The 17,709-nt window shown below is 65.0% G+C and carries 17 protein-coding genes; 13 read left to right on the plus strand and 4 right to left on the minus strand.

Annotated elements, in window-relative coordinates:
• Positions 1–208: hypothetical protein (locus ACQR07_RS25050; protein ID WP_434904788.1), on the minus strand; the 208-nt coding region annotated here is incomplete at its 3' end.
• 46 nt (positions 209–254) lie between these two features.
• Here ACQR07_RS25050 and ACQR07_RS25055 point away from each other — a divergent pair.
• Together ACQR07_RS25055 and ACQR07_RS25060 are read left to right on the plus strand one after the other, a co-directional pair.
• Positions 255–1,682 carry an SMEK domain-containing protein gene (locus ACQR07_RS25055; protein WP_434904789.1) on the plus strand — a complete coding sequence of 476 codons (1,428 nt, stop codon included), beginning with the start codon at positions 255–257 and terminating at the stop codon, positions 1,680–1,682.
• Entirely contained in the window at positions 1,679–3,094 is a 1,416-nt protein-coding gene (locus ACQR07_RS25060; RefSeq protein ID WP_434904790.1) for an argonaute/piwi family protein, read from the plus strand. Before ACQR07_RS25055 ends, ACQR07_RS25060 begins: the two co-directional genes overlap by 4 nt.
• A 156-nt stretch (positions 3,095–3,250) precedes the next feature.
• Here the strand turns inward: ACQR07_RS25060 and ACQR07_RS25065 are convergent, their stop codons facing one another.
• The 3 genes from ACQR07_RS25065 to ACQR07_RS25075 form a co-directional block, all read right to left on the minus strand.
• Entirely contained in the window at positions 3,251–4,429 is a 1,179-nt protein-coding gene (locus tag ACQR07_RS25065; RefSeq protein WP_434904791.1) for a cytochrome P450, read from the minus strand.
• A gap of 217 nt (positions 4,430–4,646) precedes the next feature.
• Positions 4,647–5,486, minus strand: coding sequence for an IclR family transcriptional regulator (locus ACQR07_RS25070; protein WP_434904987.1), 840 nt, complete (start codon positions 5,484–5,486; stop codon positions 4,647–4,649).
• On the minus strand, positions 5,483–6,508 hold the full coding sequence (locus ACQR07_RS25075; protein WP_434904792.1) for an amidohydrolase family protein: 1,026 nt from the start codon (positions 6,506–6,508) through the stop codon (positions 5,483–5,485). Before ACQR07_RS25075 ends, ACQR07_RS25070 begins: the two co-directional genes overlap by 4 nt.
• A 631-nt stretch (positions 6,509–7,139) precedes the next feature.
• Here ACQR07_RS25075 and gspD point away from each other — a divergent pair.
• From gspD to gspM, 11 genes are read left to right on the plus strand one after another with little or no spacing between them, the layout of a single operon-like run.
• Positions 7,140–9,488, plus strand: a complete 2,349-nt coding sequence (gene gspD, locus ACQR07_RS25080; protein ID WP_434904793.1) for a type II secretion system secretin GspD — start codon at positions 7,140–7,142, stop codon at positions 9,486–9,488.
• Positions 9,460–10,017 (plus strand): tetratricopeptide repeat protein, encoded by a 558-nt coding sequence (locus tag ACQR07_RS25085; RefSeq protein ID WP_434904794.1) that lies wholly within the window; start codon positions 9,460–9,462, stop codon positions 10,015–10,017. The genes gspD and ACQR07_RS25085 overlap by 29 nt, the downstream gene beginning before the upstream one ends.
• Positions 10,014–11,735 (plus strand): GspE/PulE family protein, encoded by a 1,722-nt coding sequence (locus ACQR07_RS25090; protein WP_434904795.1) that lies wholly within the window; start codon positions 10,014–10,016, stop codon positions 11,733–11,735. The genes ACQR07_RS25085 and ACQR07_RS25090 overlap by 4 nt, the downstream gene beginning before the upstream one ends.
• A 3-nt stretch (positions 11,736–11,738) precedes the next feature.
• A complete protein-coding gene (locus tag ACQR07_RS25095) occupies positions 11,739–12,950 on the plus strand; it encodes a type II secretion system F family protein (RefSeq protein WP_434904796.1) in 1,212 nt (403 codons plus the stop codon).
• Positions 12,951–12,963: 13 nt separating this feature from the next.
• A complete protein-coding gene (gene gspG / locus ACQR07_RS25100; RefSeq protein WP_434867848.1) occupies positions 12,964–13,446 on the plus strand; it encodes a type II secretion system major pseudopilin GspG in 483 nt (160 codons plus the stop codon).
• 9 nt (positions 13,447–13,455) lie between these two features.
• Positions 13,456–13,929, plus strand: a complete 474-nt coding sequence (locus tag ACQR07_RS25105) for a prepilin-type N-terminal cleavage/methylation domain-containing protein (protein ID WP_434904797.1) — start codon at positions 13,456–13,458, stop codon at positions 13,927–13,929.
• The gene (locus ACQR07_RS25110) at positions 13,919–14,314 is read left to right on the plus strand and encodes a PulJ/GspJ family protein (RefSeq protein ID WP_434904798.1); all 396 of its coding nucleotides are present in this window, start codon (positions 13,919–13,921) and stop codon (positions 14,312–14,314) included. Before ACQR07_RS25105 ends, ACQR07_RS25110 begins: the two co-directional genes overlap by 11 nt.
• Complete coding sequence (locus ACQR07_RS25115) at positions 14,311–15,051, plus strand: PulJ/GspJ family protein (protein WP_434904799.1); 741 nt, start codon at positions 14,311–14,313, stop codon at positions 15,049–15,051. The genes ACQR07_RS25110 and ACQR07_RS25115 overlap by 4 nt, the downstream gene beginning before the upstream one ends.
• Entirely contained in the window at positions 15,051–16,019 is a 969-nt protein-coding gene (locus ACQR07_RS25120; protein WP_434904800.1) for a general secretion pathway protein GspK, read from the plus strand. The genes ACQR07_RS25115 and ACQR07_RS25120 overlap by 1 nt, the downstream gene beginning before the upstream one ends.
• A 15-nt stretch (positions 16,020–16,034) precedes the next feature.
• Positions 16,035–17,099 (plus strand): PilN domain-containing protein, encoded by a 1,065-nt coding sequence (locus ACQR07_RS25125; RefSeq protein WP_434904801.1) that lies wholly within the window; start codon positions 16,035–16,037, stop codon positions 17,097–17,099.
• A complete protein-coding gene (gene gspM / locus ACQR07_RS25130; RefSeq protein ID WP_434904802.1) occupies positions 17,096–17,659 on the plus strand; it encodes a type II secretion system protein GspM in 564 nt (187 codons plus the stop codon). Before ACQR07_RS25125 ends, gspM begins: the two co-directional genes overlap by 4 nt.
• Positions 17,660–17,709 lie beyond the last annotated feature (50 nt).

Below are 17,709 nucleotides of genomic sequence, written 5' to 3' on the forward strand. Positions count from 1 at the left end.
CACGGTCCGTGACGATCGCGAAACGCCCCTTCAGCGAGCAGGAGACGGCGAGGAAGATCGATCTGATTTGCCCGACGACACAAGCGAAGATTTGCCCGACGGAATGCGACAAACTGGCACGACGGGCAGTTGGCGCAGACGGACCGCTTTCTTTTGCAGTAGCGAACGGACCTTGTCGCAGCTTCAGGTCGATCCTTGAAATGTTCACTGTGCGTTCCCAAGTAGAGTTGATCGTCTAAAGGATGGGGCGCGGGATGAGGCAACTTGAGGTCGAGAACCAACTCCGCGATGTGGTCAGCCGAATCATCGTTCAGGTTGAATTGGCGACTTCTCAGGGGCGGACCGATATCAACTTGGCGCTGGAGGACGCCTTCATTCCCATACTGAAATCGGTCTACAACCTCCCGCACCTCATCAATCTGAATCGCAAGCAAAAGAACTTTCCGGGCATCGATCTAGGCGACGACCACGACCGCGTGGCGTTCCAAATAACGTCCACGACGACGCTCGAAAAGGTGAAGTCGACCATCCAGCAGTTCATGGAACGGGCCTACTACAACACGTTCGACGAGCTCTACATCCTCATGCTCGGGCATAAGCAGTCGTCCTACAGCCAAGCATCGGTGAACGAGCTTCTGACCGACCAGTTCACCTTCAACTGCAAGAAGCACATCATCGATCTCGGCGACCTTCTCGGTCAAGTGGCTGGTCTGCGGCTCGCTGCCCAGGAGCGAGTGCTGTCCGAGTTCAAGCGCATCCTCGGCGAAGTCGACGCGTACATCAGCTTCAGCTCGGAGAGTATCGCCGCACCAACGGCCATCACGTCCAATCTTCAGATCGTGAACCTGCCCAAGGCGGTCTACGTGGCCGAACTGACGATCGAAGATAGCAAAGTCATCACGCAGGGGAAGGCAAAGCTCAACTACGGAGGAAAGGCGCGGGGCAGGAAGTCAGTCGTGAAGATGGCGCTGCTCCTGAATGATGTGGATACAGATGCCTGGGTCTGCCACGAGAACAAGCTCTTCTCATTCCACGATATCGCGGAGTGCGGCCTGATCAGCGTGGTAGACGCGGGATCGGTAGAGCGCTTGGACGTCTCGGACCTGGCCGACTCCGCCGAGACGGACAACGTGAACATCCTGAAGCAGCTTCTATCGGCTGAGACGCGGGAGCTGCTGAAGAAGCACCACGTGCGCATGCACAACATCGACGGATTCTTCTACTTCGGACCGACTGAGGAGGGACAGCTTGAGCGGAAGGAAACTTGGGTCGGGAAAAGGACCGCGGTCCGCCGCGTATTCGAGGTCAAGTACCAGCGCAAGGATCCCTCCAAGGTTGCGCACCAGAAGCATTTCTCGTTTGACCTGACGTTCACGAAGCTGGGGAACGATTGGTATGCGCAGATCGTGCCGAGTTGGTACTATTCTTATGACGGCCACAGGCAATCGCGCTGGCACGACGAACTGTTGTCGGCGCAGAAGCGTCTTGAGCACAACGCAACCGTTCGAAACATGGTTCGTTTTGTCGCTTACTTCCTGTCCGGCGTCGGCAAGATTGATGACGAGGACCGTGGGCTGTGCTTTCTCTCCCTCCTTGAATTCAACGCTCAGGATGCAGAGGAGGCGGAGCCAGTTGGTGACGACGAGGAAGATATCCAAGCGGTTGGAGGAGCAGCAGCATGAAGCTCACGACGCTACCGGAGCCTCTGCTCGAATTCGGTACCGGCACGCATGTCTGCCCGCGAACGGGGATCGAGCACCTGGGTGTCTACGACAAGCGGGACGATTTGCGTCGAACCGAGCTGCGGATCGGTGTGGTCGGACGCGGAGAAGGAATCGACCTTCTGGACGATTGGCTGGAGAGATGCCGGGATGGGATCGAGCGCAAGGAGGGGTCCAAGCTGCTGAACCTGTTTCGCGGCTTCGGCGGCATCAATCAGGATTACGGATTCCTGACTAGGATTATCAATTCCCCGCAATACACCCGAACTATCAAGAAGTCGGATATCTCCGCGGTGGTCAAGCTTACGTCTCGGGTGGAGCGAGTAGAGAAAGCCGTTGCGCTCTACTACGAACAGATTCGCTTCCTGGCCGAGAACAGATCGGTTGACGTGATCGTCTGCGTCATGCCGAACGAGATGTTCGATTCCGTCACGACGACGGCAGAGAGCGACGACGGCGATTCGGGGGAGAGTGAACTTGAGCACAACTTCAGGCGCATCCTGAAGGCCAAGAGCATGCATCTCGGCACGCCACTGCAGTTGGTTCGTGAGAAGACCATCCTAATCACCAAGCAGGCGGGCGATCAACAGGATCCGGCCACGAAAGCTTGGAACTTCGTCACCGCGCTATACTACAAGGGTAACAAGACAATTCCTTGGCGGCTTGTTGAGGACACAGCGAAGCTGCGATCATGCTACATCGGTATCGGTTTCTACAAGAGCCGCGATGGGGAGACTGTATCTTCAAGCCTAGCTCAGGTCTTCGACGAGTTTGGCCACGGCATCATTCTTCGCGGTACGCCGGTATCGATCGACAAGAAGGATCGTCGCCCTTACTTGAGCGAGGATCAGGCCTATGATTTGCTGCGAGACGCGCTAGACGAGTACGGTCGTGCGCTTGGGCACATGCCGGCACGCATTGTCATCCACAAGTCGAGCCAGTTTCGCGACAGCGAACGCAAGGGTCTTGTTCGGGCTATCAAGGAGAAGGGTATTCGGGCGAAAGATTTTGTCGCGATAACGGACACGGACATCAGGCTGTTCGGCGACGGGGACTATCCACCGAAGCGCGGTACGCTGATGACGATCTCTGAGAGCGAGGGCGTGCTCTACACGCGAGGCACTGTCGATTTCTACAAGACCTATCCCGGCATGTATGTGCCTGCTCCTCTGAAGGTCACTGTTTACGAGCAAGACTCATCTCTCGAGAGTCTGTGCGAGGAGATACTGGGGTTGACCAAGATGAACTGGAACAACACTCAGATGGATGGTCGTCTGCCGATCACGCTGGAATGCGCCCGGAAAATCGGAGACATCATGAAATACGTCAGCCCGACCGAAAAGCCGCAAGTCAGCTATAGCTTCTATATGTAGCAACTTGGCTATTGGGCAGCGTACCATGTTGAGATCTCGATATCAGTGGCGGCAACCTGTGTGCGTCGTGCCACGCCACAGAGCATGATCGATCAACCTGCGGCCAGATCAGATACGGTGAGGCAATACGAAAGAGCCAGCGCCTCGCCGCCCTTCCTATCCCATCTTCACCGCCAAACCCAGGGGCCCCCTGAACCCAAACCCATGCCACCGCACGCTCGCCGCATCCACCAGCTCCATCTTCGGAAACCGCTCGAACAGCATCGGCAGCAGGATGGCGCCGACGGTGCGGCGGGAGAGGTGGGCGCCGGCGCAGTGGTGGGGGCCGTTGCCGAAGGCCTGGTGGGGATTGGGGTCGCGCAGCGCGTTGTAGTGCTCGCCGTCGGTGAAGACGTCCTCGTCGCGGTTGGCGGAGGCCTGGATCGTCATCACGGTGTCGCCCTTCGGGATCAGGCAGCCGCGGATTTCGGTGTCCTCCATCACCAGGCGTGAGCTCGCCTGGATCGGCGCCACCCAGCGCACGCCTTCCTCGAAGGCGGCGCGCCACTTCTCCTGCTCGCGCACGGCCTCCAACTGCTCTGGGTTGGTCAAGAGGCCGTAGAGGATCGTCAGCAGCGCGTCGCGCGGCTCGTTGATGCCGCCGCCAATCGCGATCTTGATGTTGGCGATGATCTGGCTGTCGGGGATCGGGTTCTTCGCGTTGACCATGAAGGAGAGCGCGGACGACTCCGGCGCCTCGCGGACGCGATCCATGTTGGCCAGGATGCAGCGGTCCATCTCGGCATTGGCGATGTCGGAGGCGTCGAACGGCCCCGGCGTCCAGCCGAAATTGCCGGCGCCGTCGATCAGGGCCTGCGACCAACGCTGCATGTCGGCATCGCTGGCGTCCGGGACGCCCATCACATGCGCGAGGATGCGCGCGGCCAAGGGGCCGGCCAGCGCCGGGAACAGGTCGACGATCTCGCCGCGCGGCAGCCGGTCGAGATGTTCGCCGGCGAATTTGGTGTAGAGCGGCTCCCAGACGGCTTCGATCGTCTTCGGCATCAGCGCTGGCATCATCGCCATGCGCTCGGCGCGGTGCTCGTCGTGGTCCTTGCGCATCAGGGTGTGCGCGAGGAAGGCGCGCTTCATCGGCGTGTTCGGATCGTCGGACGAGAACAGCGCCGCGTTGTCCTTGACGACTTTGGTGTCGGCCGCCTTGGTGAGGAACGTCCGGCCCACCGACTTGACCCGCAACACCGGCGCTTCGCGGCGCAGGCGCCGGTAGATCGGATAGGGATCGTGCGTCAGCTCGGCGATGCCGATGGTCTCGTCCAGGGGAGCCAGGGTCGGCATGGGGCGCTCCTCTTGGCGGCGGGCCAGCGCGGATCCGCGCAAGGATAGGCGCAGCGATGGACCGGTGCAATGCTGTGCCGGCGCCTCGGCGGGGACGATCGTCGAGTGCCAAACGAGTTCCGGCCTCCTCCGTTCCGCGACGGCGTGATTCCGCAGGGCGGAACGGCGACGCGAGCGGGCCCCCGGCTGCGCGTGCTGTCGGCGCGGAGTCCGGCGCTCAGTCGCTGGCGACGTGGCCCATCAGCACCGACAGCTCGGCGGCGGATTCGCGCAGCAGCTCCTTGATGTCGGCGATCGAAGGCGTGACCTTGTTGTCGATGCGCTTGATGTAGGGCACGTTGAGCACCGCGTGCGCATGCGCGGTCGCGCCGAACACGGGAAAGGCGATGTTGGTGACGCCGTGGGTCTGCCGGCTTTGGACCTCGGCGTAGCCCTGCCGCTCGACCTCGCGGACGATCTTCATCAGCCTGACGGGATCGACGTCGAGCTCGCCCTCCGCCTTCTGATGCGCTTCCAGCATCGCGCGCCGCGTCGCCTCGTCCTGGAACGCGAGCAGGACGTAGCCGGACGCCGTGTCGGTCAACCCGACCAGGGCGCCGATCTTCATGCCGAACGCATAGCGCTCGGGGCTGTCGACCTCGCTGACGACCATGACGCGGCCGGCATGAAACACGGTGAGATGGCACGACTGCAGCGCCCGCTGCGCCAGCCTGAGCATCAGCGGCGCCGCCGCTGCGGTGAGCGACTTGATCGGACGGTGACGGTGCGCCAGCTCGAACAGCTTGAGCGTCAGCGTATAGCGCTCGCCCTGTCGCTGCTCGATATAGCCGCGGCGCGCCAGCCCGATCACCATGCGAAACAGCTCGCTCGGCGTCCGGCCGAGCGAGCTGGCGATTTCGTTCAGCAGCAGTCCCTCCGGCTCGCGCGCCAGGAGCTCCAGCACGTCGAGCCCCTTGTCGAGGGCCGGGACGGGATAGCGAACTTCGGCGGGCCGCTGCTTGCGGCGCGCCGGCGGACCCGCAGTTCTTCCGCCGGCGCGATTGCTACGCTTGATCAGTCTTCGCCTCCGGGCTGATGCCTGCGATAGAACAGCAACGCATTCTTGAACATGACCTTGTCGCGGACCTGCTCGCCGAGCGGCGCCAGGTAGTCCTCGGCCAGCTTGATCTCGTTCGCCATCGTGCCGTGCAGATCGGAGACCGGCCAGTTGCTGCCCCAGATCAACCGGTCCGCACCGAACGCCGTCATCAGCACGTCGAAATGTGCCTTGTAGGACGGCAGGTCGGTCGGCGAGATGAAGGGAACATCACCGGGCGCGTACATGTCATAAAACGACGAGAACTTCATGTAAAGATTGGGGCAGAGATCGGCGAGGCGGCGGATCGAGAACTCCCACTCGTGATCGACCGGCGGCGGGCCCTTGGCGCCGCCCAGATGGTCGATGATGATCTTGAGATCGGGGACCGTCGTGCACAGCGCCTCGACCTGGTTCTTCGGATTCTTGTCGGACCGGCTGATGATGTCGAGTGACATGCCGCGCCGTGCCAGCTCGCGCAGGTCACGCAGCTGCGCCGCGCTCAGCGTGATGCCCTCGGCGGGGCTCCAGAGATAGCCGCGAATGCCGACGAAGCGGCGATCGGCCGACAGCCGGTTGAGGCCAGAGATGAAGCTGGATGAGCCGATCTCGAGCTGTCCGACGTAGAACGAGAAGAACCGGTCCCGGCCCAGCATGTCCAGGACCTTCAGATTGTCCTCGAAGAGGGGGCTCGCCTCGACGACGCCGGCCGTGACGATGCCGTTGGCCGCCGCCACCGCCTTGTACTCCGGCGGCAGCACGTCGCGGCACAGCGCGGACGGGCAGTCCGGCCACGGCACGCCGCCCGGCCGCGACGGCTTGTAGAAGTGGATGTGCGTTTCCACGATCGGACGCGCGTGCCCGCGCTGCTTGAACGCCGTCAGATAGTCGTTGACCGCATCCATCTGGCTCGCCTCCTCGCTCGCCGCGATCGATGCGCCCTGCAGCGTTATCAGCGCCAGCGCGCCCATGCAACTACGCAAGAAATTAGTTCGAATGCCCATGGAGTTCTTCTCCTTGTTGTTTCCCCATTCTCGCCACTCCCCACGCTGTGGTTGAGTGCGGGCGAGTTTTTATAGGCGAAATTTTGTTTTGTCAAAGAAATCACTAATCGCGTTGCGGTAGAGTGGCGCGATGGCATGGTTGGAGCCGGCCTGCGTTCGCCCCGGGAGAGACGTTCAACTAATTCAGTTTGATTACAGAATACGCTGCGCATAGGCGTCGTTTCGGCCGTCGAAACGTGGGGGAGGAGCGTACTAATCAGGTTTCCAGTTGGCTTTCATTCACAACCAGCAGATGCATCGCGGTGCGGCATCTCCGGACTACGGGGCGGTGCAGTGCCGTCGCTGCAGTGCAGTTGCACTGCGCTTGTCTCGCCCGTGCGTGCCTTTCGCTTTGCACGCGAAGTCGATTCCGCGGCGATTTCGCGACGTGTTCTTTGACAAAATTTGTTTTCGCTTATAAAACGGTCCGCAACTAACGAAGAATGCGGGGGAGGATTGCAGGCGCTGCGGATGCCCGAGGGCACGTCAGCGCCGACCGATTTCTCACGAGGAATGTCTTACTGAGAGCACGAACAAACGGTCGGCGAGCTCATCGCCGCCCGAACGATGGATGCTGGTTGCGGGATGCGTCATGAGGGTGCCGGTCGTGCCGAGATCTGTGGCTGCTCTGTCCGGTGCGTATCGGTCATGCGTCCATCGGCTCGGCGCCTTCGGGGCCCGTCGCGGCAGCGCCGCGGCCGTCGTGCTGGTCGTGCTCGGTCTGCCCGTCCTGGCCGCCTGCAAGCTGACGGACGGGACCACCGCAGCGCCAGCCGACATCGACGTGCTCGACAAGGTCCGTTCGCTCGACATCCTGCCGCGGCAGACCCCGCCGGTCGATCGGCAGGCCGCCAGTGCCGGCCGGCGCGGGCAGGCCGCGGTGTATGAGGGCGCGGAGATTTCCGACGTCGGCGAGGCCCCCGCGCGGCCGGCGGCCGGCGGCGGCGGCTACGACCTGAACTTCGAGAGCACGCCGATCGCAACCGTCGCCAAGGTGGTCATCGGCGACATCCTCAACACCGGCTACGTCATCGATCCCCGCGTGCAGGGCACGGTCAGCCTGGTCTCGGTGCGCCCGGTCGCGAAGTCCGACATCGTGTTCGTGGTGGAGAGTGCGCTCCGGGTGTCCGGAATCGTGCTGCTGCGCGATGCCGCGGGCTATCGCCTGGTGCCGCTCGGCGAGGCGCCCGGCGGCGGCCGCGTCGACCAGGCCGCCGCCAGTCCCGAGCCCGGCTATGGCGTCTCGGTCGTGCCGCTGCGCTACGTGTCGGCGCCGGCGGTCCTCAAGCTGATCGATTCCTTTGCTACCAAACCCGGCAGCGTTCGCGCCGATCCCGCGCGCAATCTCCTGCTGATCCAGGGCACCGGCACCGAGCGCCGCACCGCCGTCGACACCGCCATCAGCTTCGACGTCGACTGGATGCGCGGCCAATCGGTCGGCATCTATCCGCTGAGCAACAGCACGCCCGACGTGATCAGCGCCGAGCTCGAGAAGATCATGGATTCCGGCGAGAGCGGCCTCAGCCAGGGCGTGGTCAAGTTCCAGCCGGTGACCCGGCTGAACGCGATCCTGGTGGTGAGCCGCAAGCCGGCGCTGCTGCAGACGGCGGCGACCTGGATCGCGCGGCTCGATCGCACCGACGCCGCCCGCACCAGCGTCCACGTCTACCGGGTCAAGTATGGCGAGGCCCGCCAGATCGCGCGCGTGCTGACCGACATGTTCGTCGGCGGTGCGACGTCCTCGCTCGACAGCGCCGAAAATCAGCTGGCGCCGGGATCGGGCCTGTCCGCGAGCTCGAGCGGCGACCGCCTGTCGATGACTACGAGCGGCACGTCGTCGCAGCCCGCCGGCTTCGGTCAGCGCCCGCGCGCGGCAGCGGCGTCCGGCATGTCGGCGGGTCTCGGAACGCCGCCGCCCGCAAGCAGCCTCGTCCCCGGCGGGACGCAGGCGGACACGCGCAGTTCGGCCGCGGCCGGGCAGCCGCTGATGCAGGGCGTCCGGATCACCCCGGACGTGGTGAACAACACCATCCTGATCTACGCCGATCGCGCCAACTACAACATCATCGAATCGACCCTGCTCCGGATCGACCAGCCTGCGCTGCAGGTCGCCATCGACGCGACGATCGCGGAGGTGACGCTGACCAACGAGCTGAGCTACGGCGTCCAGTTCTATCTGAACAGCAGGAACGTGGGCCTGCGTCCGGACCAGGGGTCGGCGCTCAATACCCAGACCCGGCCGGACACCACAGCCGGCGCCGTGGCCAAGGCGCTGATCAACCGCGCGCTTCCCGGGTTCAACTTCCTGATCGGCGCCGAGGCGCAGCCGAACGCCATTCTCGACGCGCTGCATGCCGTGACCAGCGTCAAAGTGCTGTCCAATCCGTCGCTGGTCGTGATCAACAACCAGGTCGCCACGCTTCAGGTCGGCGACGTCGTGCCGGTCTCGACCGGCAGCGCGACCGTGCTCACCACCAGCAACACGGTGGTCAACACCATCGATTATCGCAACACCGGCATCATCCTGCACGTCTCCCCCCGCATCAACGTCAACGGCCATGTCCGGCTCGACGTCGAGCAGGAGATCAGCAACGTCGCCCCGCAATCGGCCACCAGCCTGACGCCGACGGTCTCCGAGCGGCGGGTCAAGAGCTCGATCTCGGTCGCGTCCGGCCAGACGGTGCTGCTCGCCGGCCTGATCAGCGAACAGCAGGACGGCCGGCGCGACGGCATCCCGCTGCTCGACGAAATCAAGGGCTTTGGCGATCTGTTTTCGCATCAGGACAAGAAGGGCACGCGCACGGAGCTGATCATCTTCATCCGTCCGCAGATCATTCGCGACAGTTCGGACGCGCATCATGTCGCGGAGGAGCTGCGGTCGAAATTGCGCGGCACGGTCGGAGCGAGCACCGATGACCTCAGCAGTCACACGGTCCGTTGACGGAGCGCTCGCCGCCGCGCGCCTGATGGCGCGGGGCGCTGCGCTGGCGCTCGTCGTCTGTTGCGTGCTCCAGATGCGCGGCGCCCATGCCGACCCGCTGGCGCGCGCCGACGCTGCCTATGCCAGGGGAGACTACGTTCAGGCCGTCGATGTCCTGACCCCGCTCGCGCTGCGCGGCAATTCGCGCGCGCAGGCCATGCTCGGCTTCATGTTCGAGAACGGCTATGGCGCACCGCAGGCCTATGTCGTCGCCGCGGATCTCTACGCGAAGGCGTCGATCCGGGGCAACCCGTTCGGCCAGGCCATGCTCGGCCTGATGTACGACAAGGGCCATGGCGTGCCGCAGGACGTTGTGCTGGCCTACAAATGGCTGAACCTCGCAGCGGCAGGCGCCCCGAAGCACGAGCGCGACTACTTCGTTCGGCTGCGCAATGCGGTCGCGTCGAAAATGGCCACCCAACAGATCGCCGAGGGCCAGCGGCTCGCCGCGCAGTGGGCGGTCGAAGCGCGCCATGGACGACGGCCATGAGCACAAGTCAGGAAGCGGCGCGATTTGCCAGCCACGTCCTGAGCTCCGAGCATCGGTGGTCGGCTGACGGCGCTGCGTCTGCCAATCCCGCTGCATCCGGACGGGATGGCGAGAGCGCACAGCGCGATCAGCCGTTCGGCGCGCAGCAGAAGCTGTGGGAATTGACTGATCTCTCGGCGAGCGAGTTCGCCGACGCGGCGGCCGCCTTCCATGGCCTGTCCCGCGTCACGCTGCAGGAGATGCTGGAGGCCGCGCCGCTGGTCGCGTCCTTCTCGCAGCGTTTCCTGCGCGACACGCTGATGTTTCCGTTCAGATCGCCGGACGAGACGACCGTGCTTGCGGTGGCCGATCCGACCGACCTTGCGGCCAGGCGCGCCGCCGAAATCGTGCTCGGCCCGTCGGTCATGATGAAGGTCGCGGCCTTCGACGATCTCGCCGCCGTGCTCGACCAGCGCCTGGCGAGCGACAATCCGGACGCCGCCATTGCCGCCGCCGCGTTCTCGCAGCTTCGCGAGGACGACATCGAGAGCCTGCGCGACCTCGCCAGCGGTGCGCCTGTCGTGCGTGCAGTCAACGATCTCCTGGAAAAGGCCGTCGAGCTGCGCGCCAGCGACATCCACATCGAGCCGTTCGCGGCCGGGCTGACGACGCGCTTCCGGATCGACGGCTTGCTGCGCCAGGTCGCAGCGCCCGCGGCGGTGCCTGCCCAGGCCGTCATCTCGCGCATTAAGATCATCGCGAACCTCAATATCGCCGAGCGGAGGCTGCCGCAGGACGGCGCGGCGCGGCTGCGCGCCGGCCGCGCCGACATCGATATCCGCGTCGCCATCATGCCGACGCAGCACGGCGAAGCGGCCGTCATTCGTATCCTGCCAAAGGACCGTGGATTGCTGGTGATGGACCGGCTCGGCTTTGCGCCGCGCGACGAAGCGAGCCTGCGGCGGCTGCTGAAGCTGCCGCATGGCATGATCGTCATCACCGGACCGACCGGCAGCGGCAAGACCACGACGCTCGCCACCATCCTGTCGATCCTCAATGAGCCCGTCCGCAAGATCCTCACCATCGAGGATCCCGTCGAATACGAGATTCCCGGCATCAACCAGTCGCAGATCAAGCCTGCCATCGGCCTGACCTTCGCCACTGCGCTGCGCTCCTTCGTCCGCCAGGACCCCGACGTGATCATGGTCGGCGAGGTGCGCGATGCCGAGACCGCGAACGTCGCGGTCCACGCCGCGCTGACCGGTCATCTCGTGCTGACGACATTGCACACCGAAACCGCGGCAGCGGCGCTGCCGCGCCTGCTCGATCTCGGCATCGAGGCGTTCCTGTTGCGCTCGACCTTGCGCGCGGTGATCGCGCAGCGGCTGGTGCGCCAGCTCTGCGAACGCTGCAAGTCGAGCAGGATGCTCTGCGAAGCCGATCTCGCCGAGGACCCGCGGCTCGGCGTGCTCGGCTTCCGCGCCGGCGAAACCGTTCACGAGCCGGCCGGCTGCGAGCGCTGCGGCGGGTCCGGCTATCGTGGCCGGATCGGTGTGTTCGAGGTGCTCGAGCTCGACGGCGAACTGCGCGCGCTGATCGGTGAAAAGACCGACGGCCTCAAGATCGACGAAACAGCGATTCGTCGGGGCATGACGACGATGCTCGACGATGGGCTCGCGAAGTGCCGTGCAGGCCTGACCAGCCCGGCGGAGATCCTCCGCGTCACCACGACGAGGTGAGCCGTGCCGCACTATCGATACCGCGCTTTGACGCAGACCGGCGAGATCGTGAACGGCAGGCTGTCGGCGCCGAATGCGACCGAGGTCGCGGCCCGGATCGAATATCTCAGGCTGTTGCCGATCGAGACCGTGGAGGAGAAGCGCGCTCCGACCTCGGCCGGCGGCTTCGGCAGCTTCGGCCAGCCGGGCCGCAGCGAGGTGACGACCTTCACCCGCGACCTCGCGCTGCTGCTGAAGGCCGGTGCCCGCCTCGACGATGCGCTCGAGCTGCTCTCGAGCGATGCCGATGTCGGCAGGCTTCGTCCCGTCGTCGCCCGGTTGCGCACGGCACTGCTCAGCGGAGAGAGCTTCGCCGATGCGGTCGGCGCTCATGCCACGCTGTTTCCGCAGATGTATGTCGCGCTGGTCAGGGTCGGCGAGATCTCCGGAACGCTCGACCAGGTGCTGGAGCTGCTGGGCCAGGAGCGGCTTCGCGCCGAAGCGATGCGCCGAAAGCTGACGGATGCGATGCAGTATCCGCTGTTCGTTCTGATCGCGGCCATCGCGGTGATGCTGTTCTTCATTCTGTTCGTGCTGCCGCAATTCTCCTCGGTGCTGCAGGACTTCGGCGGCAAGTCGGACTCGGCGCTGAGCTTCTTCATTCGCCTGTCGGATCTCATGCGCGCCAACGCGACCGCGCTGCTGCTCGCGAGCGCCGGCTTGATCGCCCTGCTTATTGTCGTGCTGCGCCGGCCTCACGCACGGAGCATGATCATCGGTCTGGTTGCAGGTTTTCCAGGGATCAGCCGCATCGTTCAGTTCTATCGGGTCAGTCTGTTCTGCCGCAATCTCGGCGTGCTGCTCGGCAGCGGCGTCAGTCTGACGGCCACCTTGCGCATTCTGGTCGACATCATGGCGGTGACCGGCAAGGCCGGGACCTGGGACGCGGCCGCAGATCGCGTGCGGCAGGGCGGCAAGCTGTCCGATGCCTTGTCCGCGTCGAGCAGCCTGCCGCCGATGGCGGTGCGGATGCTGCGGCTCGGTGAGGAGACCGGCCAGCTGCCCGTTCTCGCGGGCAGGGTCGCCGAATTCTACGAAGCGAAGCTGCAGCGGAGCCTCGATCGCGTCGTCGCCGTTATCGGGCCGCTCGCGATCATCTTCATCAGCGCCGTGGTCGGCGGCTTGATCGTGTCCGTGATGACCGCGCTGCTTTCGGTGACCCAGCTTGTCGGATAGGGGAGGAGGAGTGATGTCGAGACGATTAGTTCATGCACGCGGCGCTGGTCAGGGCAGGGCACGCTGCGGCGAGCAGGGCTTCACCCTGGTCGAGATGCTGGTCGTGATCACGATCATCGGGCTGATCATGGGACTCGTCGGCCCACGCGTGCTGAACTATCTGAGCGAGTCCAAGGTCAAGGCCGCCAAGATCCAGATGCAGAGCCTGGCCAGCGCGCTCGATCTGTTCAATCTCGATGCCGGACGCTATCCGTCGAGCTCGGAGGGGCTGGTCGCGCTGACCCGGCGCACGCCGGGGATAGCAGGTTGGAACGGCCCTTATTTGAAGGGCGGCAGCGTCCCGAACGATCCCTGGAACCATCCGTACATCTATCGTGCGCCGGGCGGTCGCAGCGCCTTCGACATCGTCTCCCTCGGCTCCGACGGGCAGGAAGGTGGCAGCGGCACGGCAGCCGACATCTCGCTCGACGGTGTGACCGGCACGAGCAGCGAGTGAGGCCGTCCGATGAGGCCCGAGGCCAGGAGGGCGGAACACGGCTTCACCTTGTTGGAGGTGGTTTGCGTGATCGCGCTCGTCGCGATGCTCGCCGCCGTGGCGCTGCCATTGCTCCCGCGCAATACGTCGCGGGCGCGGCTGCACGCCTATGCGCTCGAGGCTGCCTCACTGCTGAAGGCGGATCGCAACGCCGCGATCCGTGGCGGCGGCGAAATGTCGACGCTGGTGGATGCGCCCTCGCGCGCGATCCGATCGGGCGCGACCGGGCAGGCGATCCGCATCCCCTCCGACGTGCGCTTCGATGCGCTGCTGCCGCAGACCTGCCGGCGGCGGGCCGTGCTGTCGACGATCAGCTTCTTTGCCGACGGCACCAGCTGCGGCGGCGCCGTCGCGCTGACCGGGCTCGATAGTTCCTATGAAATTCGTGTCAACTGGCTGACGGGAAGGGTGGAAGTTGTTTCACGCAGTCAAGGTGCCAGCTGAAGCCGACGAGGCCGGGTTCACGATCATCGAGGTGCTGACCGCGCTCGCGATCTTCGCCCTTTCGATCGTGGCCATCGGCCATGTGATGTCGACCAATGCCCGCGGCGTGCGCACGCTCGAGGATCACGTCGCCCTGGCGCAGACCACGCAAGCCGTGTTCGCAGCCGCCATCCCTCTCCATGAGGATCTGGCGCCGGGCCGGTTGACCGGCAACATCAACGATCACCGCTGGCAGGTTGACATTGCTCCATTCGCTGGACGCGCGATGAACGATCGTGGCGAGGCGGCGTGGATCCCGGCGCAGGTCCGGGTCCACGTGCGCTCCCCCTCCGGTGCGGCGATCGAGCTCGAAACTGTCCGATTGATGCGGGGGCCGAAACGGTGAGGACGGAAGGGGCAGTCGCTCGCCCCGGCGAGCAGGGCTTCACGCTGATCGAAGCGCTGGCGTCGTTGGCATTGACCGGCCTTGTCCTGTCCGCGCTGGCCACGCTGACGGCGCAATGGTTGCCGAGTTGGAATCGCGGCTTTGACCGGATCCAGCAGAGCGAGCTGATCGGGATTTCGATGCGGCGAATTGCAGCCGATCTTGCTGCCGCCGAGTTCGTCGCCGCCGGCCGTACGTCGCCGAAGCCGCTGTTCGAGGGCACTGCGCTGGCGGTGACCTTCGTGCGCACGGCATTGGGGCCCAATGCCGGCACTGGCCTCGATGTCGTGCGGTTCGGCGAGATCATGGATCAAGGACGCCTGGTGACCGCGCGGATGCGCGTGCCGTTCGTCCCGTTGGCGGCAGGCGCCGAAGCCGGCCGAATCCGCGTGGCGGACCCTGTCGTGCTGCTGCGGCCGCCGTTCAGCCTGTCGTTCGCCTATGCCGGTCCCGATCATATCTTCCATGACGTGTGGCGCGACATGGAAGCACTGCCGACGGCGATCAGGCTGACCGTGCGGGATGCGGCCAGTCAGCGCGCCTTGGCGGCATCGACCGTCACGCGTGTTCATGTCGAGGCTCCTGCTCGCGGCGGAACGGCCGACGATGACGGCAAGGGGACTCAAAAGGACGCTCAAAAGGAAGCTGCTGGTGCCGACAACGCCGCCGGCGGGACGAGATCGGAGCGGAGACGTTGATGATGGCACCGACCTCTCCGCTTCGTCATCCAGCCTCTTGCCAGCGTGGCTTCGTCCTGGTCGCGGTGCTCTGGCTGATCGCCGTGCTCGCAGCACTCGCCGTGATCTTCTCCGTGCACCTCTCGAATTCGGCGCGGGCACTCGCGCTCAACGACACGGAGCTGCAGGCCGAGGCCCTCGTCGCTGCGGCGGTCGAGCTCACTGCGTATCGCATATGGCTTGCCGACGAACAGGCGCCGCCGCAGCGTGAGGATAACCAGCTTCCACGCACGCGCTCCCGCCCCCCTCGTGGCGCGTTTCAGGCGCAGCTCGGAGGTGCCGAACTGTTCGTGGCTTTCGTCTCGGAGGCTGCGCGGATCGATCTGAATGCTGCACCGAAGGAATTGCTCGCCGGATTGATGGCCGTGCTCGGCGCATCGTCGGACCAAGCCTCGCAACATGCCGAGCGCATCGTGGGCTGGCGCAGCAGGGCGACCGCGGAGACGTCAGACCGTGAAGATTCACTCTATCTGGCAGCCGGCCGGACCTATGCGCCGCGCAAGGCGCCGTTTGCACACGTCAACGAGCTGGCGCTCGTGCTCGGTCTTCCGCCCGCACTCGTCGAGCGCGCGCTGCCGTTCGTCACAGTGTTTTCCGGCATGCCCGGTGTCGACGCGCTCAACGCGCCGCCGGAGGTAGTCGCAGCACTTCCCGGCATGACTCCGCTGCGGCTCAAGCAGTTTCTCAATGATCGAGGCGGGCTAGCCAGCGAACCGGCGGCGGTCGCAGCCGCCCTTGGCGTCACCAGGGCAAGCGTGGCGGCGGCGCCAAGCGAGGCCTATCGCCTTGCAATCCTTGTTCGGCTCGCGAGTGGCCGCGAGTTCGGCTCGGAGGTGGTCATCTCGATGCGCGACGGCGAGGATCCTTTCCGTGTGCTGTCATGGCAGGACGCCACCGCCGCGCAGACTCGCCGGCCGGCTGCGATGTGACGGGAGCGCAAAGCGATGATCTCGGAGATCAAGGATCTGTTCGTAGCCTGGATGGAGGCGGTGGCTGCGGCCATCGACGCGGCCCTGGCGCGGATCAAGCCACCGAGGCGCGTCCGGCTGGTGGAAGGCGAAGCGGATCATTTCTCCGCGCAGCAGGCGCCGGGCAAGCGCGCGGGTCTGCCGCCGACTGATTTCCGTCTGTGGGACGGCGGGTTCGAACCGGCGCTCAGCCGCGAATGGCAGGCCGCGCTGCGCGGCAGCCACATCGAGCTGATCATGCGATCAGATCAGGTGCTATGCCGCACGGTCGAGTTTCCGAAAGCCGCGACCGATTTCCTCCAGGGTATGGTCCGTGCCCAGATCGATCGCCTGACCCCATGGACCGCCGCCGATGCCGTATTTGGCTTGTCGGCGCCAGCGCCGGTCGCGGGCGAGCGGATCGCGCTGATCGTTGCCGCGACATCGCAGCACAGGGTCCAGCGACTCGTCGGACTGGCGGCGCGCGCGGGCGCGGCGTCGGTTGCCGGGCTGGTCGAGCCGGATGACGCAGTCGGAACGACGGCGCCGATCAAGGTGTTTCAACGGAGACTCGGTCCGGCAGGCGCGGCCATCGACATGCCGCGATTGTTGCGACGCTTGCTGATCGGCGTGGCGATGTCCGCCGCCGCTTCGTTTGTGGTTGCAGCCTATGTCGGCGGCGCGCTGGAGGCCGAGCAGCAGGACCTGGCGCGCGCGATCACCCGGCACCGCACTGCATTGCGCGCCAACCAGATGGGTGGGTCAGCGGAAGCGCTACTTGCCAGGCGCAAGCAGACCTCGCCGTCGGGCGTCATGGTGCTGGAAGCGATCTCCCGCGCCTTGCCCGACACGACCTATGTGACGGAACTCAGGATCGATGGCGACAAGGTTCAGGTCGTGGGTCTCACGCAGGATGCGCCGTCCCTGATCAGGCTGATCGAGCAGTCGCCACAGTTCACCCGTGCGACGTTCTTCGCGCCGACCACGCGCGGCCAGAACGAACCGGGCGAGCGCTTTCACATCGAGGCGCACATCACCGCCGATTTCGGATCCCGCTCATGACTCGGAAGCTGACATTGAGGAGTCTCGTCGCCACGCCGATCTTTGCCGCTGGCTCATATCTCGGCGTCATGCTGCTGCTGCTGTTCGCCATCGGCAGTGCCGTGACCGATGTCCTGAGCCAGCACGCCGAGGTCTCGAACCTGCAGACGATGCTCGCGCAGTTCGAGGGCCGAAAGCCGGTGACATCCCGCGGACAGATCGACGATGTCACGGGTCCCGCCGGGTCGCCGTTTCTCGAAGGCGCGACCGTCACGATTGCAGGCGCGGCGCTGTTGCAGCGGGTTACGGCCGCGGTCACGAAGCTTGGCGGCAACGTGCTGTCGTCGCAGGTCGACCTGCAGGGCACGCAAGCCAAGAACGGCTTTCTCTCCATCGTCGCGAGCTGCGACATTGACCAACCCGGCCTGCAGCAACTGCTCTACGATCTCGAGGCGGGCCAGCCCTTCCTGTTCCTGGAGCAGCTGACGGTCCAGGTGCCGGCCAGCCTGGGCTCTTCGGGCGCAGGCAAATTGCGCGTTCTGCTCAGCGTGTCCGGACAATGGCAAGGCGCCAGATCATGATGAACGTTTCGCGCAAATGCCGAGCGAGGCTCGCGTTGTTGGTCGCAGCC

This window comes from Bradyrhizobium sp. HKCCYLS20291 (genome assembly GCF_051167715.1).
GTDB lineage: Bacteria > Pseudomonadota > Alphaproteobacteria > Rhizobiales > Xanthobacteraceae > Bradyrhizobium.